The sequence below is a fragment of the Methylobacterium ajmalii genome, assembly GCF_036448855.1.
GTDB classification, from domain to species: Bacteria; Pseudomonadota; Alphaproteobacteria; order Rhizobiales; family Beijerinckiaceae; genus Methylobacterium; species Methylobacterium ajmalii.
Genome location: NZ_JAZFXT010000056.1, coordinates 1 through 24,083, shown reverse-complemented (window position 1 = coordinate 24,083; position 24,083 = coordinate 1). Strand labels below are relative to the sequence as shown.

20 protein-coding genes and 1 pseudogene are annotated in these 24,083 nt (G+C 69.5%); 9 read left to right on the top strand and 12 right to left on the bottom strand.

What is annotated here, in order from left to right:
* Positions 1 to 173, top strand: a pseudogene (locus tag V3T34_RS22900) (methyl-accepting chemotaxis protein); the annotation flags it as partial.
* A gap of 52 nt (positions 174 to 225) precedes the next feature.
* Here the strand turns inward: V3T34_RS22900 and V3T34_RS22895 are convergent.
* Both V3T34_RS22895 and V3T34_RS22890 read right to left on the bottom strand, forming a co-directional pair.
* Positions 226 to 1,116 (bottom strand): NAD(P)H-hydrate dehydratase, encoded by an 891-nt coding sequence (locus V3T34_RS22895; protein ID WP_305079683.1) that lies wholly within the window; start codon positions 1,114 to 1,116, stop codon positions 226 to 228.
* The gene (locus V3T34_RS22890; protein ID WP_060849824.1) at positions 1,113 to 1,877 is read right to left on the bottom strand and encodes a histidine phosphatase family protein; all 765 of its coding nucleotides are present in this window, start codon (positions 1,875 to 1,877) and stop codon (positions 1,113 to 1,115) included. Before V3T34_RS22890 ends, V3T34_RS22895 begins: the two co-directional genes overlap by 4 nt.
* Before the next feature lie 722 nt (positions 1,878 to 2,599).
* Between V3T34_RS22890 and V3T34_RS22885 the strand changes: the two genes are divergently transcribed.
* On the top strand, positions 2,600 to 3,151 hold the full coding sequence (locus tag V3T34_RS22885; protein ID WP_305079684.1) for a (2Fe-2S)-binding protein: 552 nt from the start codon (positions 2,600 to 2,602) through the stop codon (positions 3,149 to 3,151).
* The gene (locus tag V3T34_RS22880) at positions 3,148 to 6,702 is read left to right on the top strand and encodes a molybdopterin cofactor-binding domain-containing protein (RefSeq protein ID WP_305079685.1); all 3,555 of its coding nucleotides are present in this window, start codon (positions 3,148 to 3,150) and stop codon (positions 6,700 to 6,702) included. The genes V3T34_RS22885 and V3T34_RS22880 overlap by 4 nt, the downstream gene beginning before the upstream one ends.
* Before the next feature lie 338 nt (positions 6,703 to 7,040).
* Here V3T34_RS22880 and V3T34_RS22875 read toward each other — a convergent pair whose 3' ends face one another.
* Positions 7,041 to 7,505, bottom strand: a complete 465-nt coding sequence (locus tag V3T34_RS22875; protein WP_244533707.1) for a GtrA family protein — start codon at positions 7,503 to 7,505, stop codon at positions 7,041 to 7,043.
* Between the two features lie 129 nt (positions 7,506 to 7,634).
* Positions 7,635 to 8,417 carry an SDR family NAD(P)-dependent oxidoreductase gene (locus V3T34_RS22870; RefSeq protein WP_305079686.1) on the bottom strand — a complete coding sequence of 261 codons (783 nt, stop codon included), beginning with the start codon at positions 8,415 to 8,417 and terminating at the stop codon, positions 7,635 to 7,637.
* 165 nt (positions 8,418 to 8,582) lie between these two features.
* Between V3T34_RS22870 and carB the strand changes: the two genes are divergently transcribed.
* From carB to V3T34_RS22850, 4 genes are all read left to right on the top strand, one after another.
* Positions 8,583 to 12,056, top strand: a complete 3,474-nt coding sequence (gene carB / locus V3T34_RS22865; protein ID WP_091890133.1) for a carbamoyl-phosphate synthase large subunit — start codon at positions 8,583 to 8,585, stop codon at positions 12,054 to 12,056.
* A gap of 124 nt (positions 12,057 to 12,180) precedes the next feature.
* Entirely contained in the window at positions 12,181 to 12,657 is a 477-nt protein-coding gene (gene greA, locus V3T34_RS22860) for a transcription elongation factor GreA (protein WP_060849819.1), read from the top strand.
* A 140-nt stretch (positions 12,658 to 12,797) separates the two neighbouring features.
* A complete protein-coding gene (locus V3T34_RS22855) occupies positions 12,798 to 13,304 on the top strand; it encodes a hypothetical protein (RefSeq protein ID WP_091890129.1) in 507 nt (168 codons plus the stop codon).
* 187 nt (positions 13,305 to 13,491) lie between these two features.
* Positions 13,492 to 15,015: an acyl-CoA synthetase gene (locus V3T34_RS22850; RefSeq protein ID WP_331369296.1), complete on the top strand. Its 1,524-nt coding sequence runs from the start codon at positions 13,492 to 13,494 to the stop codon at positions 15,013 to 15,015.
* Between the two features lie 35 nt (positions 15,016 to 15,050).
* On the opposite strand, the gene glgX is transcribed toward V3T34_RS22850, so the two are convergent.
* Both glgX and dusA read right to left on the bottom strand, forming a co-directional pair.
* A complete protein-coding gene (glgX, locus tag V3T34_RS22845) occupies positions 15,051 to 17,156 on the bottom strand; it encodes a glycogen debranching protein GlgX (protein WP_331369295.1) in 2,106 nt (701 codons plus the stop codon).
* A 103-nt stretch (positions 17,157 to 17,259) separates the two neighbouring features.
* Entirely contained in the window at positions 17,260 to 18,282 is a 1,023-nt protein-coding gene (gene dusA / locus V3T34_RS22840) for a tRNA dihydrouridine(20/20a) synthase DusA (RefSeq protein ID WP_331369298.1), read from the bottom strand.
* A 130-nt stretch (positions 18,283 to 18,412) separates the two neighbouring features.
* On the opposite strand from dusA, the gene V3T34_RS22835 reads away from it, so the two are divergent.
* Together V3T34_RS22835 and V3T34_RS22830 are read left to right on the top strand one after the other, a co-directional pair.
* Positions 18,413 to 19,498, top strand: coding sequence for a tyrosine-type recombinase/integrase (locus V3T34_RS22835; protein ID WP_091890158.1), 1,086 nt, complete (start codon positions 18,413 to 18,415; stop codon positions 19,496 to 19,498).
* A 56-nt stretch (positions 19,499 to 19,554) separates the two neighbouring features.
* Complete coding sequence (locus V3T34_RS22830; RefSeq protein WP_331369297.1) at positions 19,555 to 21,354, top strand: alpha/beta hydrolase; 1,800 nt, start codon at positions 19,555 to 19,557, stop codon at positions 21,352 to 21,354.
* A 3-nt stretch (positions 21,355 to 21,357) separates the two neighbouring features.
* On the opposite strand, the gene V3T34_RS22825 is transcribed toward V3T34_RS22830, so the two are convergent.
* The 6 genes from V3T34_RS22825 to V3T34_RS22800 are packed head-to-tail and all read right to left on the bottom strand — an operon-like array spanning position 21,358 to position 23,882.
* Positions 21,358 to 21,618 (bottom strand): pyocin activator PrtN family protein, encoded by a 261-nt coding sequence (locus V3T34_RS22825; RefSeq protein ID WP_331369294.1) that lies wholly within the window; start codon positions 21,616 to 21,618, stop codon positions 21,358 to 21,360.
* 54 nt (positions 21,619 to 21,672) lie between these two features.
* Positions 21,673 to 22,005 carry a DUF1643 domain-containing protein gene (locus V3T34_RS22820; protein WP_331369293.1) on the bottom strand — a complete coding sequence of 111 codons (333 nt, stop codon included), beginning with the start codon at positions 22,003 to 22,005 and terminating at the stop codon, positions 21,673 to 21,675.
* Positions 22,002 to 22,709 (bottom strand): hypothetical protein, encoded by a 708-nt coding sequence (locus V3T34_RS22815; RefSeq protein WP_331369292.1) that lies wholly within the window; start codon positions 22,707 to 22,709, stop codon positions 22,002 to 22,004. Before V3T34_RS22815 ends, V3T34_RS22820 begins: the two co-directional genes overlap by 4 nt.
* Entirely contained in the window at positions 22,706 to 23,179 is a 474-nt protein-coding gene (locus V3T34_RS22810; RefSeq protein ID WP_331369291.1) for a hypothetical protein, read from the bottom strand. Before V3T34_RS22810 ends, V3T34_RS22815 begins: the two co-directional genes overlap by 4 nt.
* The gene (locus V3T34_RS22805; protein ID WP_331369290.1) at positions 23,176 to 23,652 is read right to left on the bottom strand and encodes a hypothetical protein; all 477 of its coding nucleotides are present in this window, start codon (positions 23,650 to 23,652) and stop codon (positions 23,176 to 23,178) included. The genes V3T34_RS22810 and V3T34_RS22805 overlap by 4 nt, the downstream gene beginning before the upstream one ends.
* A complete protein-coding gene (locus V3T34_RS22800; RefSeq protein ID WP_331369289.1) occupies positions 23,649 to 23,882 on the bottom strand; it encodes a hypothetical protein in 234 nt (77 codons plus the stop codon). Before V3T34_RS22800 ends, V3T34_RS22805 begins: the two co-directional genes overlap by 4 nt.
* Between the last annotated feature and the right edge of the window lie 201 nt (positions 23,883 to 24,083).

Genomic DNA, 24,083 nt, shown 5'->3' with positions numbered 1-24,083 from the left:
CCGCGAGCGGCACGAGCGAGGTGACCTCGAACATCGCGGGCGTCGCCCGCGCTTCCGAGGATACCGGCGCGGCGGCCTCCCAGGTGCTCGCCTCGGCCTCCGAGCTGTCGCGCCAGTCCGAGCACCTGACCTCGGAGATGCAGCGCTTCCTCGCGACCGTGCGGGCCGCCTGACCGGAATGGCCCGCTCGCCCGGCGGGCCGCCGCCGGGAGGAGGAATGCCGGATCAGAGGGTGCCGTCGGCCACGTCCCGCATCAGCCCCGGCACCTCCCCGGGCAGCTCGCGCGCCAGGAAGCCGATCGGGCCGCGGCTCTCGCCGAGCCGCCGCCCGGCCTCGCCGTGCAGGAAGACGCCCCAGGCCGCAGCCTCGGCCGGCGCCGTGCCGCGGGCGAGCAGCCCGACGATGATGCCGGCGAGCACATCGCCCGAGCCCGAGGTGGCGAGCCCCACGCCGCCACCGGCATAGTGCCAGGTCTCGCCGGCCGGATCGACGATCCAGGTCTCGGCCCCCTTCATCACCACGACGGCGCCCAACTGCTCGGCGGCCTTCCGCGCCGCCGCGAGCGGATCGGCCTCGACGGCCTCGCGGTCGCAGCCGAGGCAGCGCGCCATCTCGCCGGCATGGGGCGTGAGCACCACCCGGCCGGCCCGGGCTCGCACCGCCTCGGCCTGCTCGCACAGGCCCTCGATGCTCGCCGCGTCGAGGACGAAGGGCGCCTCGGCGGGGCCGGCGAGCAGCGCGGCGGTGAGCGCCCGGGTCGGCGCGCCGGCCGTCATGCCGGCGCCGACCAGGATCGCGGCGGCCCGCTCGGTGCGGGGCAGGAGCACCTCGGCGGCGACCCGGTGATCGACATGGCCGTCCTGGCCCTCGGGCAGGCGCACCACCAGGGCCTCGGGCACCGCGAGGGCGGCGTGCGGCGCGGTGCCGGCGGCGATCGACATCTGCAGCTTGCCGGCGCCGGCCCGGAGCGCCGCGGTGCCGGCGAGGATCGCGGCGCCCGGAACCTCGACCGAGCCGGCGACCACGAGGGCGCTGCCGCGCGCCTCCTTGGTGCCGGCGCCGGGATCCGGCAGGGGATACCCGCGCAGGGACGCGGCCTGGATCTCGATGGTCATCGGGCGGCCCCCGTGGCGTCGGGCTCGGCGGTCACCGGGGCGCCGGCCTGCCGCAGGGGCGCCACGACATTGTAGCGTTGCAGCACGAGCTTGCCGCTGCTGCCCTGGCGCGGGTCGAAGGCGTATTCGGTGACGCCGCAATTGGCGACGTCGCCCTCCCGGTCGATGGCGAGGATCTCGTCCTCGGTCAGGCCCTCGATGAGGTAGCGCAGGCACAGCACCACGACCTGGTGGCCGACCACCAGCACCCGCCGCCCGCCGTAGTGCAGCGATACGGTGTCGAGGGCGCTACGCAGCCGCAGGATCACGTCGCACCAGCTCTCGCCGCCCGGCGGCCGGTGGTAGAACTTGCCGAGCAGCTGGCGCAGCTCGGCCTGCTCGGGATGGAGCTGGGTGATGCCCTCGCGGGTGAGCCGGTCGAGGATGCCGAACTCCTTCTCGCGCAGGCGCTCGTCGGCGACGAAATCGAGCAGCGGGTCGGCGACGCCGCCGGCCTCGCGGATCAGCCGGGCGGTGGATTCGGCCCGGCGATAGGGCGAGGTCAGCACCACGTCGGGCCGCTCGGACGCCGGCATCTCGGCGAACCACCGTCCGACCGCCGCGGCCTGGCGCTCGCCGAGCGCGCTCAGCGGCACGTCGACGTCGCGCCCGGCGATGTCGATATGGGTGTGCCCCGCCGCCTGCGCGGCGTCCCGGGCGACGTTGCCGGCGCTCTCGCCGTGCCGCACGATCCAGATCCGGTCCGGCCAGCGCTGCTGCATTGCTCCCCCCGAGTGTCCGGGAGGGTCAGCTAGCGGAGGCGGCAGAGTCAGCAAGCGGCGGTGGCTGCGGCGCTTTCGTTGTCGATCCGTATTGTCGGGATACTAGAGTACTTCACGACCGCGTTGCAATCGTGAAACTCTCTAAGTCATTGTTTTGTCGCATTTTCTGAGACGAACCGGTTTCCACTTCGTCGGAAAATGCTCTAGGTGGACGCTGCTCCGGCCCGGGTCGCGACCGGCCCGGGATCACCGTCATCCTTCCCAGAGAGCAAGGTCATCGTCCGGAAGCGGTGAGAAGAAGTCCGGGCCGTCACCGAGCCGACCGCGCAGCAGCCCGATCTTGAACGGTGTGCGTGAGCGGGGCGCCGGAACACGATGCTCGATAGTCACGACCGCCTCACGGTGAGCCGCAGCGTCGAGGCTGATCGCCCGCGGAACTGCGGCTACGTCATCAGGGGGCCTCGTCATGCCGCCATTCCCGAATGCCGTTGGTCGGAGGTCGGGATGACGGTGTCACCGACCAAACGGGCGGTCAACCGGCGCTGCGCCGTCCCGCGGTCTGCCATCGAAGGGGCTGGCGATCACGCCGACCCCTCCGGTGGCCAGCCTCTTGCAAGCAGCCTCTTGCAAGCGGCACGGTCCAGCGACCGGGTTCCGGTCCGTCCGGAAATCTGTGAGAACAAGGCAACCGGCGACAAGCCGGGTCTCGGGGCAGGACGACGATGCAGGACGAGGGTGGGCCTACAGTCCACGACGCGCGGCTCGCGCCCGCGCGCCACCGGCTCCACGTCAACGGACGCGGCGTGAGCGTGGAGGCGGCGCCCGGCACACGCCTGCTCTACATGCTGCGCAACGACCTCGCGCTGAACGGCCCGAAATACGGCTGCGGCCTCGGCCAGTGCGGCAGCTGCACGGTGCTGGTCGACGGGCGGGCGCTGCGCTCCTGCGCGATTCCGCTGCGGGCCGCGGTCGGGCGCCGGATCACCACCCTGGAGGGGCTGGCCGAGGGCGGGCGGCTGCACCCGGTGCAGGAGGCCTTCATCGCCGAGAACGCCGCGCAATGCGGCTACTGCCTCAACGGCATGATCATGACGACCGTGGCGCTGCTCGCCGCCAATCCCGACCCGAGCGAGGCCGAGATCCGCGAGGGCCTGCAGGCCAATCTGTGCCGCTGCGGCACCCATGTCGAGATCCTGCGCGCGGTGCGCGCCGCCGCAGCGGGGATGCGCGGGACGGCCCACGCGAGCGCCGCGGCACGGGGGAGCGCCGCATGACCGACTCGCCCGCCGCGCGCCAGCGCCACTGGCAGGAGGCGGGGGACCTCCTCCTCGTCTACCGCGAGACGATGGGCCGCCCGCCCCGGCTCGGCGACGCGCCGGGCGCCGCGCTGGCCGCGGGGCCGCAGCGCGCGCTCTACCTCGCGGTCGATGCCGAGGGCCGGGTCACCGCCTTCAACGGCCACGTCGATCTCGGCACCGGCATCCGCACGGCGCTGGCCCAGATCGTCGCCGAGGAGCTCGACGTGCCTCTCGCCCGGGTGGCGATGGAGCTCGGCAGCACCGCCACCGCCCCCGACCAGGGCGGCACGATCGCCAGCGAGACGATCCAGATCGCCGCCGTGCCGCTGCGCCAGGCCGCGGCCACCGCCCGCCGGCACCTGATCGAGGCGGCCTCGCGCCGGCTCAACCGCGGCACCGGGGAACTCGCCGTCGCGGCCGGCATAGTCCGGGTCGCGGGGGAGCCGGATCGCGCCGTGGCCTACGGCGACCTCGTGCGGGGCGGGCGCACCGAGCTGACCCTCGATCCCGAGGCACCGGTCAAGCCGGCCGCGGATTACACGCTCGTCGGGCAGCCGGTGCCCCGGGTCGACATCCCGGCCAAGGCCGTCGGCGCCTTCACCTACGTCCACGACGTGCGGGTGCCCGGCATGGTCCATGGCCGCGTGGTCCGGCCGCCGGTTCCCGGCGTCGAGACGGCGTTGGGCACCCTCCTGCTCGGGGTGGACGAAGCGTCCGTCGCCCACGTCCCGGGCCTCGTCGCCGTGGTGACGCGCGGCGATTTCGTCGGCGTGGTCGCCGAGCGCGAGGAGAACGCCGCCGAGGCGGCGCGGGCGCTGCGGGTGACCTGGCGGCCCGGAACGACGCTGCCCGACCTCAACCGGCCCGAGGCGGCGCTGCGCGACAACCCCGCCACGGCGAGGACGCTTCTCGACCGCGGCGACGTCGAGCGGGCGCTCGGCCACGCCGAGGCGCGGCTCGACCGCACCTATGTCTGGCCCTACCAGATGCACGGCTCGATCGGCCCGTCCTGCGCCGTGGCGGAGTTTCGCGACGGGGACCTCGTGGTGTGGTCGGGCACCCAGAACCCGCACGTGCTGCGGAGCGATCTCGCCACCCTGCTCGATCTGCCCGAGGACAGGATCGCGATCGAGCGCCACGAGGCGGCGGGCTGCTACGGCCGCAACTGCGCCGACGACGTCGCGGCCGATGCCGCGCTGCTCGCCCAGGCGGTGGGGCGGCCGGTGCGGGTGCAGCTCACCCGCGAGCAGGAGCATGCCTGGGAGCCCAAGGGCGCGGCGCAGGTGATGGACGTGCGCGGCGGCCTCGACGCCGAAGGCGGGCCGGCGGCCTACGACTTCGAGACCCGCTATCCCTCGAACGGCGCGCCGACGCTGGCGCTGATCCTCACCGGCAAGGTGACGGCGGCCCCCGCCACCTACCCGATGGGCGACCGGACGGCGGTGCCGCCCTACGCCTTCGGCAACGCCCGGGTGACGGTGCACGACATGCCGCCGATCGCCCGCGCCTCCTGGATGCGCGGCGTCTCGGCCCTGCCGAACACCTTCGCGCACGAATCCTACATCGACGAGCTCGCGACAGCCGCCGGCATCGACCCGATCGAGTACCGCCTGCGCTACCTGCCCGATCCCCGCGCCGCCGACCTCGTGCGCGCGGTCGCCGAGCGCGCCGCCTGGGTGCCGCACACCCGGCCCGGCACCCATGGCGGCTCCGGCGACGTGCTGTACGGGCGCGGGTTCGCCTACGCAGTCTACGTCCACGGGCCGTTTCCCGGAAAGGCCGCCGCCTGGGCGGCCTGGGTGGCGGACGTCGCGGTCAACCGGGTCACCGGCGAGGTCGCCGTGACCCGGGTGGTGGTCGGCCAGGATTCCGGCCTGATGATCAACCCGGACGGGGTGCGCCACCAGATCCACGGCAACGTCATTCAGTCGACGAGCCGGGTCCTGAAGGAGGCGGTCGGGTTCGACGCCACCGGCGTCACCAGCCGGGAATGGGGCAGCTACCCGATCCTCGCCTTCCCGCAGGTGCCCGAGATCGACGTGCTGATGGTGCCCCGCCCGCACGATCCGCCGCTGGGCGCGGGCGAATCGGCCTCGGTGCCGAGCGCCGCGGCGATCACCAACGCCCTGTTCGACGCCACCGGCATCCGCTTTCGCGAGCTGCCGCTGACGGCCGAGGCCGTGCGCGCCGCCCTCAACCCGCCGCGGATCGCCGGCCCGGACGACCGACCGCGCCGGCGCCGCCGCGGCTTCCTCGCCGGGCTGTTCGGCGCCGGAGCCGGGGCGCTGGCGCTCGCCACCACCCTCCTGCCCTGGCGCCCGGCCTATCCGTCGATCGAGCGGCCGGATCCGTCCACCTACTCCGCCGCCACGATCGCGCAGGGGCGGCTCGTCGCGGCGGCCGGCGCCTGCCTCGTCTGCCATGCGGGACCCGGCGGCCGGAGCTTTGCGGGCGGGCGCGGGCTCGAGACGCCGTTCGGCACGGTCTACGCCTCGAACATCACGCCGGACGTCGGCACCGGCATCGGTGGATGGTCCTACCCGGCCTTCGCCCGGGCGATGCGCGAGGGCGTATCGCGCGACGGGCACCACCTCTACCCGGCCCACCCCTATCCGAGCTTCGCCGGGATCGCGGAGCGCGACCTCCAGGCGCTCTACGCCTACCTGATGGCGCAGGAACCGGTGGCGGCATCGGCGCCCGAGACGGTGCTGCGCTTCCCCTTCAACCTCCGGCCGCTGATGGCGGACTGGAACGCCCTGTTCCTCCGCCCGGTCGCCACCGCCGACCCGGCCCGCGGGCCGGACTGGAACCGCGGCGCCTACCTGGTCGAGGCGCTCGGCCATTGCGGCGCCTGCCACAGCCCGCGCAACGCGCTCGGCGCCGAGCGCCGGGGCGCGGCCCGCCTCGCGGGCGGCTTCGCCGACGGCTGGGAGGCGCCGGCCCTGACCGCCCTGTCCCGCTCCCCCCTGCCCTGGACCGAGGACGACCTGTTCGCCTACCTGCGCACCGGCCGCTCGACCCGCCACGGCAGCGCCGCCGGCCCGATGGCCGACGTGGTCGCGTCCCTGAGCCCCCTGCCGGATGCCGATATCCGCGCCATGGCGGTCTACCTGGCGAGCCTCGCCGGCGCGGCCCCGGTGCCCCGGCCGGTCGCCGCTGCGGCGACCGCGCCCCCGGCCGGCTCCGCCGCCCTGTTCCGGGGCGCCTGCGCGGCCTGCCACGAGGGCGGGGCCGGCGGCGACCTCGTGCCGCTCGGCCTCGTCACCTCAATCCACAGCATGCACCCCGACAACCTGATCCAGGCGGTCCTCAACGGGGTCGCGGCGGCGGCCGAGCGTTTTCCGGCCCCCGATCCGGCCGCCCCGCCCGCCGCGATGCCGGCCTTCCGCGACACCCTCACCGACCGGCAGGTGGCGGACGTCGTTGCCTACACCCGCGCCCGCTACGCGCCCGACGCGCCGGCCTGGAGCGAGCTGGAGGCAGCGGTGGCGCGGGTGCGGGGCCTGAGGCCGCATGCGGGAGGGTGAAGGCTCGCTCGACCGGGCACCGACGCTGCGGGTACCCGGGCTCCGCTGAATGTCACCGGGAAGACGCGAAGACCGAAAAACTTCCCGACACAAGATACGTCGTCAGGTAAAATTTCCAATTATAGTTTTCACATCGATTTCGATCACAAAGCATGGAAAGTCGAGAGTCGCCGTGGCAACCCGCTGCCGGTCAGGCTGGGCGAGTCTCACCGTGGCGACAACGAAGAAGAGGCCGCCGGTCGATGCGCGTGGCGCCCCCGGCGACCGATCACGCCCGAGATACGCTCGACCGCCCTGCACCCCTGGGACGACCCCGATCATGGGCATACGAGCCGGCCCTAGCCGGCGCGCGACGCCCCGTCCGGCAGGACCGAGGACGACCGGTCGGCGAAGGTCCAGAGCCGGTGGCCGAGGAAGTTCCAGAACACCACAACCCCGGTCGCGACCACCTGGGCCGCGAGGTAGGGTAGGCCGAGGCCGCGGGCGAGACCGGCCATGATCAGCCAGGTCAGGCCGAAGCCGACCGCCGCCACGACCCCGAACCGCCAGGTCGCCTCGGCGTGGGGCCGGTCGCTGGCGTAGGTCAGGCGGCGGTTGAGCCCGTAGGAGACCACGGCGCCGACGAGGTAGCCGGCGAGCGCCGCCGGCACCGGGTCGGCGCGACCGGTCTCGACCAGGGTGGCCAGCACGGCATAGTGGACCGCGAGCGCCGCGAGGCTGACCCCGAGATACGACGCGAACTGGCGTCCCAGCGCGGCCAGCGCCTCGACGGTCCGCAGGTTCGATTCCGGTTCGCTCGCCACGACGCCACTCGACATCACCGGGCGACAGGACGGCGCCCGATCCCTGTCTAGCGCCCGGCACTGAACCGAAGATGACCCGAACCGGGCGAAATCCGGGTCATTCGGCAAGCCACGCTCGGCAAGCCACGCTCACCCCTGCAGCCGTGCCGCGACCTTCCGGCTGAGCCAGCGCGGCATCAGGCGGGCGGCGATCACCGCCGCCCGGTTGGCCGCGCCCGGAATCACCACGGCCCGGCCGGCGAGATGGCCGGCGACCGCCGCGCGGGCCACCGCCTCGGGGCTCATCACGTTGCCGGTGAAGCGCTTCGCCCCGCCGACATCCGCCCGCTGCGAGAATTCCGTCGCGGTGGCGCCGGGGCAGACCGCCGTCACCACGACGCCGTGGGGCCGTGCCTCCTCGTAGAGCGCCTCCGACAGGTTCAGCAGGTAGGCCTTGGTGGCGTAGTAGGCCGCCATGTTGGGACCCGGCAGGTAGCCCACCACCGAGGCGACGTTGAGGATGCCGCCCCCGCCCCGCGCGATCAGGCAGGGCAGCACGAGGCGCGCCAGGATCGTGGGGGCGGCGACGTTGACCGCCACCATCTCGGCCTGGTCGCGCGCCGGCAGGTCGGCGAACCGGCCGCGCAGGCCGAAGCCCGCATTGTTGACGAGGGTGTGGAGAACGACGCCGCGGGCCTCGATCGCCGCGACCAGCCCCTCCGCCCCGCCCGGGGCCGCGAGGTCGGCCGGTACCACGACGGTCGGGACGGGAAGCTCGCCCGCCAGCGCCTCCAGGCGCTCGGAGCGCCGGGCACTCAGCACCAGCGGGCGCCCCTCCCCCGCGAAGGCGCGGGCGAGCTCGGCGCCGATCCCGCTCGACGCGCCGGTGACCAGCGTCCAGCGCGCATCTGGCCCCGTCTGCCCTGCCGTCATGTCCCGGTTCCCGGTCACGCCCTTCCCCTGATCTGCACGCCTATGCTAAGGGCGCCCAACGCAATCCCCGCCGCTTCCGGACGTTCCGCTCCCGCCTCGACGCCACGCGCCCCGAGGACGGGCCTCAGGAACGAGGCAGCGCGCCGCACGAGTCTGAAGCGTCCGATGCCCAAGCGCACCGATCTCTCCTCCATCCTCATCATCGGCGCGGGCCCGATCGTCATCGGCCAGGCATGCGAGTTCGACTATTCCGGCACGCAGGCCTGCAAGGCCCTGCGCGAGGAAGGGTACCGGATCATCCTGGTCAACTCGAATCCGGCCACGATCATGACCGATCCGGATCTCGCCGACGCGACCTACGTCGAGCCGATCACCCCGGAGATCGTCGCCCGCATCATCGAGAAGGAGCGGCCCGACGCGCTCCTGCCGACCATGGGCGGCCAGACCGCGCTGAACTGCGCCCTCTCGCTCAAGCGGATGGGCGTGCTGGAGAAGTTCGGCGTCCAGATGATCGGCGCCACCGCCGAGGCGATCGACAAGGCGGAGGATCGCAGCCTCTTCCGCGACGCGATGACGAAGATCGGGCTCGAGACCCCGAAATCGGCGCTCGCCAACGCCTCGGCCGCCAAGAAGGCGGACCGGGAGAAGTACCTCGCCGAGGTGGCCCGCATCGAGGCCGCGGAGTCCGATCCGGACGCCCGCAAGACGGCGCTCGCCGCCTTCGAGAAGAAGTGGGCGAGCGGAGAGAACGACCGGCGCAAGCGCTACGGCGAGCATGCGCTCGGCCAGGCGCTCGTCGCGCTGGCCGAGGTCGGCCTGCCGGCGATCATCCGGCCGTCTTTCACCATGGGCGGCACCGGCGGCGGCATCGCCTACAACCGGGAAGAATTCCTCGACATCGTCGAGCGCGGCATCGACGCCTCGCCGACCAACGAGGTCCTGATCGAGGAATCCGTCCTCGGCTGGAAGGAATACGAGATGGAGGTCGTCCGCGATCGTGCGGATAACTGCATCATCGTCTGCTCGATCGAGAACGTGGACCCGATGGGCGTCCACACCGGCGACTCGATCACCGTGGCGCCTGCGCTGACGCTGACCGACAAGGAATACCAGCGCATGCGCGATGCCTCGCTCGCGGTGCTCCGCGAGATCGGCGTCGAGACCGGCGGCTCGAACGTGCAGTTCGCCGTCGACCCGGCCACCGGCCGGATGATCGTGATCGAGATGAACCCGCGGGTCTCGCGCTCCTCGGCGCTGGCCTCGAAGGCGACCGGCTTCCCGATCGCCAAGGTCGCGGCGAAGCTCGCCGTCGGCTACACCCTCGACGAGATCGCCAACGACATCACGGGTGGGGCGACGCCCGCCTCGTTCGAGCCGACGATCGACTACGTCGTCACCAAGATCCCGCGCTTCGCCTTCGAGAAGTTCCCGGGCGCCGAGCCGACGCTGACCACCGCCATGAAGTCGGTCGGCGAGGCGATGGCGATCGGCCGGACCTTCGCGGAGTCGCTCCAGAAGGCCCTGCGCTCGCTCGAGACGGGGCTCACCGGCCTCGACGACATCGAGATCGAGGGCTTAGGCAAGGGCGACGACCGCAACGCCATCAAGGCGGCGATCGGCACCCCGACCCCGGATCGCCTGCTCAAGGTGGCGCAGGCGTTGCGCCTCGGCGTCAGCCACGAGGAGGTCCACGCCTCCTGCAAGATCGACCCGTGGTTCCTGGAGCAGCTCCAGGGCATCATCGACCTCGAGACCAAGGTGAAGCGCTTCGGCCTGCCGAAGACCGAGGGCGCCTTCCGCCAGCTCAAGGCGGCGGGCTTCTCGGACTCGCGCCTCGCGGTGCTCGCCGGCATGGACGAGGGGGCGGTGCGCGCCGCCCGCCGGGCGCTGTCGGTGCGCCCGGTCTTCAAGCGGATCGACACCTGCGCGGCCGAGTTCAAGTCGCCGACCGCCTACATGTACTCGACCTACGTCGCGCCCTTCGCGGGCACTGTCGCCGACGAGGCCCAGCCCACGGACGCCAAGAAGGTCATCATCCTCGGCGGCGGCCCGAACCGGATCGGCCAGGGCATCGAGTTCGACTATTGCTGCTGCCACGCCTGCTTCGCGCTGACCGACGCGGGCTACGAGACCATCATGGTCAACTGCAACCCGGAGACGGTGTCGACCGACTACGACACCTCGGACCGGCTCTACTTCGAGCCGCTGACCGCCGAGGACGTGCTGGAGATCATCGAGACCGAGCGCCAGGCCGGCACGCTGCACGGCGTGATCGTGCAGTTCGGCGGCCAGACCCCGCTGAAGCTGGCGCGTGCGCTCGAGGAGGCCGGCGTGCCGATCCTCGGCACCTCGCCGGACGCGATCGACCTCGCCGAGGACCGCGACCGCTTCAAGCGCCTGCTCGACAAGCTGCACATGAAGCAGCCCAAGAACGGCATCGCCTACTCGGTGGAGCAGAGCCGGCTGATCGCCGCCGATCTCGGCCTGCCCTTCGTGGTGCGGCCGTCCTACGTGCTCGGCGGGCGGGCGATGGCGATCATCCGCGACGAGACTCAGTTCGCCGACTACCTGCTCGACACCCTGCCGAGCCTGATCCCGTCGGACGTCAAGGCGCGCTACCCCAACGACAAGACCGGCCAGATCAACACGGTGCTGGGCAAGAACCCGCTCCTGTTCGACCGCTACCTGTCGGACGCGATCGAGGTCGACGTCGATGCGGTCTCGGACGGCAAGGACGTCTACATCGCCGGCATCATGGAGCACATCGAGGAGGCGGGCATCCATTCGGGCGATTCCGCCTGTTCGCTGCCGCCGCGCTCGCTGTCGCCGGAGACCATCGCCGAATTGGAGCGTCAGACCCGCGGGCTGGCGCTGGCGCTGGAGGTCGGCGGCCTGATGAACGTGCAGTACGCGATCAAGGACGGGGTGATCTACGTCCTCGAGGTCAACCCGCGCGCCTCGCGCACCGTGCCGTTCGTCGCCAAGGTGATCGGCGAGCCGATCGCCAAGATCGCCGCCCGGGTGATGGCCGGCGAGCCCCTGGCCTCCTTCGGCCTCAAGCCCAAGACGCTGCCGCACATCGCCGTGAAGGAAGCGGTCTTTCCCTTCGCCCGCTTCCCCGGGGTCGACGTGCTGCTCGGACCGGAGATGCGCTCGACCGGCGAGGTGATCGGCCTCGACCGCGGCTTCGGCGTCGCCTTCGCCAAGAGCCAGCTCGGTTCCGGCACCCAGGTGCCGAAGAGCGGCACGGTCTTCGTCTCGGTGCGCGACGACGACAAGGCGCGCATCCTGCCGGCGATGAAGCTGCTCGCCGAGCTCGGCTTCACGGTGCTCGCCACCGCCGGCACGCAACGCTACCTCGTCGACAACGGCGTCGCCTGCACCCGCATCAACAAGGTGCTGGAGGGCCGCCCGCACGTGGTCGACGCGATCAAGAACGGCGACATCCACCTGGTGTTCAACACCACGGAAGGCGCGGGCGCGCTGTCCGACTCGCGGTCGCTGCGCCGGGCCGCCCTCTTGCATAAAGTGCCGTACTACACCACTCTCGCCGGAGCGATGGCGGCCGCAGAGGGGATCAAGGCCTATCTCGAGGGTGATCTCGAGGTCCGGGCTCTGCAGGAATATTTCGCGGCTTAAGTCGTAACGCCGCGGACGAGCCCTATCTCATCCCCTCGCGCCCGCGCGAGACATTCGGAAACAGGCCCGGTCGGGAGGCTCACCCTCCCGCCGGGCCGATTATTTGTGACGCGAGACGACGACGATGGACAAGGTTCCGATCACGGTACGGGGATTCGCGGCGCTCGAGGCGGAGCTGAAGCGCCGTCAGCAGGAGGAGCGTCCGCGGATCATCCAGGCGATCGCGGAGGCCCGCGCGCTCGGCGACCTGTCGGAGAATGCCGAGTACCACGCCGCCAAGGAAGCGCAGTCCCACAACGAGGGCCGGGTGCTGGAGCTGGAGAGCCTGATCTCCCGCGCCGAGGTCATCGACGTGTCGAAGCTCTCGGGCACGAAGGTCAAGTTCGGTGCCACCGTCAAGCTGATCGACGAGGACACCGAGGAGGAGAAGACCTACCAGATCGTCGGCGAGCCCGAGGCCGACGTGCATGCCGGGCGGGTCTCGATCACCTCGCCGATCGCCCGCGCGCTGATCGGCAAGGGCGTCGGCGACACCGTCGAGGTCGTCACCCCGGGCGGCGGCAAGTCCTACGAGGTCGTCGGCATCCAGTTCGGCGCCTGAGGCCCCGAAGGCGGACGCCCGGAAGGGGGCCGACGGGCCGAGCCGCCCCGGCCGACCGGCGAAGCGTTGCCGGAGCGGCAGCCGGGGGCTATCTCGACCGTGACGAGGCGGCCCCGCCGGGCGCCGTGGAGACGAGGCCGATGCTGCGCTGGTGCAAATCCCTGCTCGCGGCCGCCCTGGTGGCGGCCGCCCTCCCCGCGGCCGCGCAGGACGCCACCCTTCCGCCGGCGACCCGCTTCTCGTCCATCCAGGTCGACGTCCGCCCCCTGCTCGCCACCGGCTTGAGCGTCTATGCCGAGGGGGTGCGCGGCGAGCTGCAGGCGGCGCTCGCGCAGGCCTTCGCCGGCCGGGTCGGCGGCCCCGGTCCGACGCTGGTGGTGCGGGTGACCGGCCTCTCGCTCAACCCCTATGCCGGAAGCGAGAACCGCGGCGGCCGGGGCGGCAACGCCACCAACACCGACTACCTCGAAGGCGAGGCCCTGGTGGTCGATCGCGCCGGCACCGTGCTGCTGCGCCACCCCCAGCTCTCGGCCACCAATGCCAGCTCCGGCGGCGCCTGGTACGATCCGGTCTCGGAGCGTCGCCGCGTCGCCTACATCGCCGGGCATTACGCGCAGTGGCTGCGGCGCGGGCTGGGGCTGGATTGAGGCTGCGCGGGCCCGTCCCGGATGGTGCCGGCCGCCCGGCGCGAGCCTGAAGGCGCAGGGACGGGACCGTGCGGCTTTGCCCCGTCGGGGGCGAATGGCGAGCGCCGGGCCGCCGCGAGGCTGCCACTGGCCCCCACCGCGCGTCCGCGCTAGCACGGGATCCCTCCCCTCAGCCGGAGCCTGCGCCTTGCCCGAGACCCGCCAGCCGCCGCCCCGCTTCAACGGCGCCCGCTACTGCCTGGAGGCCAATGCCCGGGAGCGCGGAGACAAGCCGGCACTGGTCATGGTGGGCGACGAAGGACACACCGACGTGATGACCTTCGCGGAGGTCGACCGCGCGGTGCGGGGCGTCGCGGCGGGCCTGCGCGGTCTCGGCCTGCCCGCGGGCGCCCGGGTGATGATCCGCATGGGCAACGACGCGGATTATGTCATCGTCTACTTCGCGGCGCTCGCCGCCGGACTGGTGGCACAACCCTCCTCGCCCCAGCTCACGGCCGGCGAGGCGGCGTTCCTGATGCAGGATTCCGGCGCCGCGGTGATCGCGGCGGCCGACGACTGCCCCCTCGACCCGGAGGTCTGCCGCGGCCGGATCGTGCTGCGGCGCGACGACATCGCCCGCCTGCGGGCCGGCCCGGCCCTCGAATCGTACGCCGACACCGCCGCCGACGACCCGGCGACGCTGGTCTACACCTCCGGCACCACCAGCCGGCCGAAGGGCGTGCTGCACGCCCACCGCACCCTGTGGGGCCGGCGGCCGATGCACGATTTCTGGCTCGGCCTGCGCGAGGACGACGTGGTGCTGCATGCCGGCACCATGAACTGGACCTACACGCTCGGCGTCGGCATCCAGGATCCCTGGGCGCGGGGCGCCACGACGGTGCTCTACAACGGCAGGCGCGACCCGGCCTTATGGCCGGCGCTGATCGCCCGCCACCGCGCCACCCTGTTCGCGGCGGTGCCGAGCCTTTACCGCCAGGTCCTCAAATACGCCGATCTCGCCGCCCACGACCTCTCCTCGCTGCGCCACGGCATCACCGCGGGCGAGGCGCTCTCGCCCCAGCTCCTCGCCGAGTGGCGGGCGGCGACCGGCACGCCGCTCTACGAGGCGCTGGGCATGAGCGAGATCTCGACCTACGTCTCGACGAGCCCGCTGACCCCGATCAAGCCCGGCTCGCCGGGCAAGCCGCAGCCGGGGCGCCGCGTCGCGATCCTGCCCGTCGAAGGCGCGCCCGAGCCGCTGCCGGCGGGCGAGGTCGGGCTTCTCGCCATCCACCGCTCCGACCCGGCCCTGATGCTCGGCTACTGGAACCGCCCCGAGGAAGAGGCGGCGGTGATGCGCGGCGAGTGGTTCACCGGCGGCGACCTCGCCTCGCTCGATTCCGACGGCTACGTGTGGTTCGAAGGCCGCAACGACGACATCATGAACGCCTTTGGCTACCGGGTGTCGCCGAACGAGGTCGAGAGCGTGCTCATCGGCCATCCCGACGTGCAGGAGGTCGCGGTGACCGAGTTGCCCGTCCGCGACGACGTCCGGGTGATCGCCGCCTTCGTGGTGCCGAAGGCCGGGGCGGAGCCGGCGCGCGACGCACTGATCGCCTGGTGCGGCGAGCGGCTCGCCGCCTACAAGTGCCCGCGGGAGGTGGTCTTCGTCGAGACGCTGCCGCGCACCCCCAACGGCAAGGTGCAGCGCAAGCGGCTGGCAGCGGCCTGACCGGTGCCGCGGCCGCCCTGCGCCGCGGCGCCCCCTCACCCCGCGACGGCCTTTCTCGGCGCCGCGCTGCGGGCCAGCACTACGAGCGCCCGCCCGGGCAGGTGGAGCGTGCCCCCGGCCTTCAGCGCCTCCCGGGCGACGGGCCGTCCGTCCATCGCCGTGGTGTCGAAGAGCGGCGTCCACGGCCCGCCGACGACCCGGGCGAGCTGGAAGTCGATCGCCGCCTCCCCCGCATTGGCCAGAACGAGGAGGCGGCGCCCGTCGGGCGCGTCGTTGCCGATCTGCATCCCGAAGGTCCGGCGCTCGGCGTCGCCCCAGGCGGCCTCGTCCATCTCGGCGCCGCAGGGCGAGAGCCAGTGCACGTCCTTCAGCCCCCCCGGCGCCACGGTCTCGCCGGTGAGGAACTTGCGCCGCCGCAGGGCCCGGTGGTCGCGGCGCAAGCCCAGCAGGTTGCGCACGAAGGCGGTCAGCGCCGGGTCGCCGCCGTCGTTCTCCCAGTCGACCCAGGACGTGGCGTTGTCCTGGCAATAGGCGTTGTTGTTGCCGCCCTGGCTGCGCGAGCGCTCGTCGCCCATCAGCAGCATCGGCACACCCTGCGCGATCAGGATCGTGGCGAGCAGGTTGCGCTTCTGGCGCGCGCGCAGGGCCAGGATGTCGGGATCGTCGGTCGGCCCCTCGACCCCGTAGTTGCGCGAGACGTTGTGGCCGTGGCCGTCGCGGTTGCCCTCGCCGTTGGCCTCGTTGTGCTTCTCCTCGTAGGCGACGACGTCCGCCAGCGTGTAGCCGTCGTGCGAGGTGATGAAGTTGATGCTGGCCGACGGCCCGCGCCCGGAGGCGGAAAAGATCTCCTTGGAGCCCGTCAGCCCCTGCGTCAGCTTCGGCAGCTGGCCGGCATCGCCCCGCCAGAAGCCCCGGGCGGCGTCGCGGAACTGGTCGTTCCAGTCGCTCCAGCCGACCGGGAAGCCGCCGAGCTGGTAGCCGCCCATGCCGACGTCCCACGGCTCGGCGATGAGCTTGACCCGCGACAGGACCGGGTCCTGGGCCATCGCCTGCAGCACCGCGGCCCGGGGGGTGAAGTCGTGCGGCGAGCGGGCGAGGCTCGAGGCGAGGTCGAAGCGGAACCCGTCGATCCGGTAGGCCTCGACCCAGTGGCGCAGGGAATCGAGCACCATCTGCATCACCCGCGGCACCGCGACGTCGAGGGTGTTGCCGCAGCCGGTGCAGTCGATGTCGCGGCGCGGGTCGTCGGGGTTCAGCTTGTAGTAGCTCGCATTGTCGATGCCGCGGAACGACAGGCTCGGCCCGGTATGGTCGCCCTCGCAGGTGTGGTTGTAGACCACGTCCATCAGCACCTCGATGCCGGCGGCGTGGAGCTGGCGGATCGCGGCCTTCAGGCCGGCGGCCCCGGTGGCGCCGTAGAAGCGCGGCTCGGGCGCGAAGTAGTTGAGCGGCGAGTAGCCCCAGAAGTTGGTCAGGTCCTTCTCGACCAGGAAGCGGTCGTCGACGAAGGCCTGGATCGGCAGGAGCTCGACCGCGGTGACGCCGAGGCGCACGAGATGGTCGACGATCGCCGGGTGGCCGAGCGCCGCGTAGGAGCCGCGCCAGGGCAGCGGCACGCCCGGATGGGTCTGGGTCAGGGCCCGGACATGGGCCTCATAGATCACGCTGTCGACCAGCGGATGGCGCAGCGGCGGGTCGTCGTGGACCGGCGCCTCGGGCGCGGTGACGATCCCCTTCGGCATCATCGGGGCGCTGTCGCGCCGGTCGAGCACGTCCTCGCGGTGGCTGCCGCGGCGAAACGGGTAGAGCGCGTCGTGCCAGCGCACCCGCCCGTGGATCTCGCGGGCGTAGGGGTCGAGGAGGAGCTTGTGCGGGTTGAAGCGATGGCCGCGTGCCGGCTCCCAGGGACCGTAGACCCGGTAGCCGTAGAGCTGGCCCGGCAGCACGCCCGAGAGATGGCCGTGCCAGACGTCGTCGGTGCGGCGCGGCAGGCGGACCACGTCGGTCTGGACCCGGCCCGTCGGGTCGAACAGGCACAGATCCACCGCCGTGGCGAGGGCGGAGAACAGCGCGAAATTGACCCCGCGCCCGTCGAAATGGGCGCCGAGCGGCGCCGGTGCGCCGTCATCGAGTGCGATCATCCGGTCCGTCTTTTCCTCGGGCGCGAGCCTGTCTCGCCCCGACCATGCCCGTGGAGCGGCCGGCTGCCAAGCTGACGCCGGGCCCCGCTCTGCCTCGGCGCCCTCAGGCCGCCGCGCTCGCCGGCTCGCGGGAGACCAGGGCCACCGCCTCGCGCAGGGTGTGAAGGCCGGCATCCGGCCGGGTGCCGGCGACCGAGAGGTGGCGGCGATAGGGCCGCGCGCCGGGCCGGCCGTTGAACAGGCCGAGCATGTGGCGGGTCATGGCGTGCAGGCGCAGGCCCTCCTGGAGCCGCGCCACGATGTAGGGCTCGTAGGCCTCGATCGCCGCGAACGGGTCGGCCACCGGTGCCGGCTCGCCGAACAGCACGGGATCGACGCCGAGGAGCAGGGCCGGCTCGGCATAGGCCGCGCGACCGAGCATCACCCCGTCGAGGGCGATCCCGTCCCGCGGCGCGAGTTCGGCCGTCGCGGTCGCCAGGTCCTGCAGGCCGCCGTTGAGGGCGACCGGGAGGTCGGGATTGGCGGCCTTGAGCCGGTGGACCCGGCCGTAATCGAGGGGCGGGATGTCCCGGTTCTCCTTGGGCGACAGGCCCTTGAGCCAGGCTTTGCGGGCATGCACGACCAGCGCGTCGACGCCGGCCGCCCGCACCGACGCGGTCAGCGCGTCGAGTGCGGCTTCCGGATCCTGGTCGTCGACCCCGATGCGGCACTTCACCGTGACCGGCACCGAGACCGCCGCCTTCATGGCCGCCACGCACTCGCCGACGAGGGCCGGCTCGCGCATCAGGCAGGCGCCGAAGCGCCCGTCCTGCACCCGATCGGAGGGGCAGCCGACATTGAGGTTCACCTCGCGGTAGCCGAAATCTTGCGCGATGCTGGCCGCCGCCGCAAGGTCAGCGGGATCGGACCCGCCGAGCTGGATCGCCACCGGATGCTCGGCCGCATCGAACCCGATCAGCCGCTCCCGCGGCCCGTGCAGCACCGCCCCGGTCGTCACCATCTCGGTGTAGAGGAGCGCGCGGGCCGAGAGGGTGCGGTGGAACGCCCGGCAGTGGCGGTCGGTCCAGTCCATCATGGGTGCTATAGAAAATCGCCAAGCGCTGAAATTGCTCGTTTTTTCAACCATGGCAGGCACCTGCTGAACTCCTCATGCTGTACGATTTGAGGCCGTTTCCGGCGTTTTGAGCCGTTTTGTTGTCGAAAGTACAGCAATGCTGTACGTTCGGGACCCATGCTGTACCGCGCATGGGGGCATCGTGGGAACCATCGTCGAACGCAAGCGCAAGGACGGGTCTGTCGGGTACCACGCTCAGGTGGTGATCAGGCAGGATGGCGCCACCCATCGCGAGACGAAGACGTTCGATCGCAAAGCGGCGGCCAACTCGTGGATCGCGAAGCGAGAACGCGAACTTTCCGCGCCCGGAGCGGTGTCGGGCAAGAAGGCCGAGGACCCGACGCTGGGCGCGGCGATCGACCGGTACGTGGCCGAGAGCCGCCGGGCGCTGGGCCGCACCAAAGCCCAGGTGCTGAAGACGATCAAGACGTTCGACATCGCGGACAAGCCCTGCTCGACCATCACCAGCGCCGACGTCGTCGCCTTCGCCACCGAACTCTCCGCCGGACGGCAGCCGCAGACCGTCGCGAACTACCTCGCCCACCTCGGGAGCGTGTTCTCGATCGCACAGGCGGCTTGGGGCTATCAGCTCGACCCCGCGAGCATGCAGGACGCCCGGAAGGTCACGTCCAAGCTGGGTCTTGTTGCCAAGTCGAGGATGCGCAGCCGCCGGCCAACGCTCGGCGAACTCGACACGCTGATGGAGCACTTTGGCGGAGTCCGACACCGGCGGCCTGGCAGTGTGCCTATGCAGGCGATCGTAGCCTTTGCCCTCTTCTCGACTCGACGCCAGGAAGAGATCACCCGCATCGCGTGGGTCGACCTCGACGAGGAGGGATCGCGCGTACTCGTCCGGGACATGAAGAACCCCGGGCAGAAGATCGGGAACGACGTCTGGTGCGAATTACCGCCGGAGGCGCTTCGGATCATCCAGGCGCAGCCGCGCGCCGCCGAAGCGATTTTCCCCTACACCACGGACGCGATCTCGGCCGCTTTCACCCGGGCCTGCGCCTTTCTGGGGATCGACGACCTCACATTCCACGACCTACGCCACGAGGGTGTCTCACGGTTGTTCGAGTTAGGACGGACGGTACCACTGGCGGCATCGGTTTCAGGCCATAAAAGCTGGTCATCACTTCAGCGATACACACACATCCGGCAGGGCGGGGATAAATATGATGGCTGGCGCTGGCTAGCTTCGGTCGCGCCGAGGGATTCAGATGTGTAGACATGTCCGTCTCGCCCAAGGTATGCTGCCGCCACGATCATACTAGCGTGAAATCCATGCGCATATTTCCAATGTTGGTCGCTGTCTGCGCGAGCATGCTGATCTCGACAGGGACATGCCTATCTGCGTCACAAGATAATATTCCAGATCTAATCCAATCCATCATCGCAAGCGTCTCGTCCGAAGATGGTACGATATCAAATACTATGATTGATAGACCGACGCAGAAAGCGCTAAGGAAAATCAAAGCTAAAATCGATCGTCGGACGAAGACTTCAATTACTGCAGCTCGAGATGTAAAAGAAGTTTATGTACGCCTATCTCCAGGTAGAAATTGGAACATCGTCAGTGCCATAGCAAAGCACGATAATGGTCAATCCGATTGGAAATTTTATCAGAATAAAAAAAATGGTATAATTCTGCGCGCTGAATTATTAGAATTTACTCTGAAAAAGCTGCCGGAGCAGATTCGTGTAAAGGTTCGTCAAGTCAGCCGTAAAACTAAATCCGATTACAAAGAGGCAATGGATAGCCCTGATGTCATCGACTATGACAAGCCCATTCGGCATAAAAACGGCTATACAAGCAGGAACTATCAGTATGCCCCGCCATCAGACTCTATCAAGCACATAGGTGCGCCATCCAAACGCGGGAAAGAAAGCGCTAGTATCGGAACGAAAATCGATGATAGCGCATCAACAAAGGAAAAAAAGCGGCAAAAAGAGTATGCCGATTTTTTAGCCGGTGCTCAAAAGCCCAAAATAGATATAAAAGTCGGTTCCGCACCGCTTCCTCCTCAAGCCTTAGCGTATGCTCCTGATGAGACAATAGATACATCTACAGGGCAATCTCAGCGCATTATAGAGATACCCTTTGTCACGACGCGCGAACGCGCTCCTACCAAATCAGATGCCTATTTTAGCGGCAGTAGAGGTAAAGATAATATATATGGCTTAGCACGAGTACGCATTCCAGAAGATCATAAAATCGGCAAGGTTGAACTTCCGTCATACTTTTCCATATTTGGCATAAATCTCCGTAACGAAGAATTAGATGAACGTAAGCACTTCTCATTGAAATCAGTCTACGACGTTCCAATAAGCGAATTCGATAAATATGTTAACAATAAATTATTCGAAAAACCGGGCGGAAACGCACTTGTATTTGTGCATGGATTCAATACAGATTTTCGGTCTGCTATATATAGGACTGCACAAATTGCATGGGACGTTCACCCAGATGGACTCGTGTTTCTGTTTTCTTGGCCGTCAAATGGGCAAACGACTGACTATCTCTATGATAAGGACAGCGCTTATGGTGCGCGCGATGCTTTTATCCAATTTCTGAGACACCTGCGTAACGATCTTAAAATCGATAACATCAATGTAATTGCACATTCTATGGGAAATGTTGTTGTTCTTGATGCATTAGCAAATTATTCACTATCGCACGAGTCGCTGCACATCGATAATCTCATTATGGCCGCGCCAGATATCGATAAAGACCAATTCATATCGCTCGTTCCGAAGGCAAAAAGCATTGTCTCGAAGATGACTCTATACGCCTCCTCTTCCGATAGGGCACTTACCTTGTCTAAAATGCTCACTAGAGGGATCGCAAGAGCAGGAGATATAATAGACGACAAACCAATTATACTTCCAGGCCTAGAGTCAATCGATGTGACCGCTATAGGGGAAGAATTTTTAGGACTGAATCATAATACTTTTGCTTCAACGAGATCAGTCATGAATGATATTGGACTTCTGCTGAGGGGCCTATCAAGCCCCAGACTTAGTGAAGTGCGCGGCATGCCTCTTAACGTACCACCACCTCAGTTTTTTCGATTCATGAGATAGTAATTAGCCACAGAGTTGACGACACTCCTTGCGCGCAGCTTCAGCCCGGTCATCGACCCAGCGCGCTAGGTCGTTGAGGTGCACGCCCTTAGCCGATTTCTGACTCTCCTCAATGCGGACCAGCGGCAGCGCGATCTCGCCGGCCGAGATTTTCCGGATCAGCTTCTCGGGCGTGAGGTGTGAGAAGTAGTCCTGGCACACGAGGCTGATCGGGATCACGGCCGCGCCGCCGTACTGCGCCAGCAGGAGGAACGACGTGTTCATGGGCTCGGTCCTTGCCGTGGGTTGGATGATGCGTGGGTTAGGAGTTCTCGGCATCTACCCCTCCTCTTGTTCTGTGGCCGAGGCGGTGGGGCGGGGGCCTCGCCACTCAATGAGCGGCATTTCGAGCGGCACGCAGCTGGGGCCGCGGGCCAACGGGTGGATCGGCGCGCCATCGCCGGTCAGAGCGAAGGCGTGCAGCGGGTGGATGCGGTTGAGCGACAGCGCCGCGATCACTCCGGCGTGGAGCCCAGGCGCGAGCAGGTTGCCCCAGGCGACGATCCGCACGTCAGTCGGCCCGAGCCATGCAATCTCGGGCTTCGGGGTAGCTGGTTGGCCTGGGTGGACCTCGGCGAGGATCAGCGCGGCGATCGGGCGGCGGTTCGTCACTGCGCCCTCGCCGATGAAAAGACGTGTGCGGACGCTTGCGGAATCAGGGATACAAGCTGCTGATCTGACGCAGCTTTTTCCGGCAAGCGACCCGAAATCAGAGCAGTGGAATCACTGCCGCGCAGGGCGGCCGCGAGGTGCTGCAGGTACTGTCCGCCCGCGCACATCGGCTCGAACTCCTCGCTCTCCCGGGCGTAGAACTCGGCCAGGGCGGACAGTCCGGCCCGCGTGGTCGGCAGGATAGTGGTCAGCGTCTGGAAGGCCGCCGAACTCGCATCGGCCGCGGCGTTGGCGCGGCCCACCTGCCCTTCGTCGTTCTCGTCGAGGCCAGACAGCGCCGCGGTATGGGCCGCCTCCGCGGTCTCGGCCATGGCGATGGCCCGGTGGATCGGATCATGGCCCACCGCCGGCCAGCACGTGCAAGCGAGTACCGTGAGATCTGCGACGCGGACCTGCGCGGCCCCGTAGGTCGGCTGGTGGGCCTGCGCGAACTCGGCCTCGTCCGCGAGCCACCAGCGCAAGTGCTCGAGGAGCTTCACCGCACCAGCCGACGTGGTGCAGGCCGTCGTGACCAGGACGTCGCCGGCCTCGCGGTAGGCCTCCTCGGCGAGGATAGATGCCTCGCCGTCGGGCGCGACCTGGAACGCGTCGTAGGCGGCGCGGTGGGTGGCGATGCCTACGAGGACGGGATCGGGCTCGGTCATGCCGATCCTCCCGCCGCCATGCCGTCCACGAACAGGTCGGGCTTCATCTCGGCCGCGCGTGCCCAGACCTCCGTCACGACCTCGTGGCTGAGGAGTTCCTGGGCGGCGAGGATGAAGGCGCGGCGCCGGCCGTCCTTGGCGGAAGAGGCGGCCAGGGTGTCGGCGGCATGCGCCTGGTCCCGCTCGGCTCGCCGGAGGGTGCCGATCCGCTCCTGCAGCCGCGGGCGGATGCGACGCTTGCGCTTGTGCGCGGTGGTGGCGCGTCGGCGCCACTCCGGGTCCGCGCCGCGCAGGTCGGCGGCGGACAGCTGATCCTCGATCCGGGCGATCTCGCCGTCGAGGACCGCCAGCAGCTGGCGCCCCTCCTCGGCGGTCGGGATGTCGTCGAGGTGGATAGCGCGTCCATCGATCAGCAGAACGTCGATCCCGACGAGGCCGCGGGTGGGAGGAATGCGACCGATCGCGTTCATGCCCGCGCCTCCACCAGGAAGTCGGCATCGTCCGGCGCGGCCTTGCCGGACTGAGCCCAGGCGGGCAGCGATCCGCTGCCGGTCCAGGCCGCCCGATCGCGGTCATCGTGATCCGGCTCGTCGCCGAAACCGGTGAACCCCGGCGGCAGGCTCTCCCCGGTGGCGCCCAGGATCGCGCGGGCCGCAAGGGTCAGATACAGGCCCGCGTCGCTGTCGGCGGCGAGCCCCTCGGCCGCTATCGCCATCGCCAGGCCGGTGACGCGCAGACCGTCCGGGGTGACCGGGGCCGGCAGGGCGAGGATGCGCAGGACTTCTTCGCGCCGCGCCTCGTTCACCGCCAGGGCGGATTTGTGGGCGGAGACGGAGGGATTCGAACCCCCTTCGATCGGCCGGGCAGCCACGAACCAGGCATAGGCGGTCAGGAGACGATGCCGGCAGGCGACGTGCGGGTCGGTGATGTGGGTGGTGATCACGACAGCACCCCTTCGTTCGAGATGGTCAGGCGTCCGGTGCGGTAGTCCTCGACCCAGGCCGGGTTCTCGCCGGCCGGGCCGAACAGCGCCGGCAGGGCGGCGGTCACGTCGTCGTAGATCCGGTTCAGCAGGCCCTCGGCCCGCTCGATGGCCGCGCTGCGCTGATCGTCGTCGGTCAGCACGCGGTCCTCCTCCGCGTAGGCGGCACCCGAGAGGAGGTCCTGGAACACGAGGTCGATCAGCGTGGTGCCGAGGGCGTCCCGCGTCTCGCGAGGAAGGCCGGCCCAGGCCGTGGCCGGGTGGAGTGTGATTAGGCGTGGAATAAGGACCCCGTTTCCGGGGTGATCGGCGTCCAAACGGGACCCCCAGGATACTTCATCCAGACTGCCTCCCGCATTCGGAACGGGAGGCTCGCGGAGGATGTTGGTCGT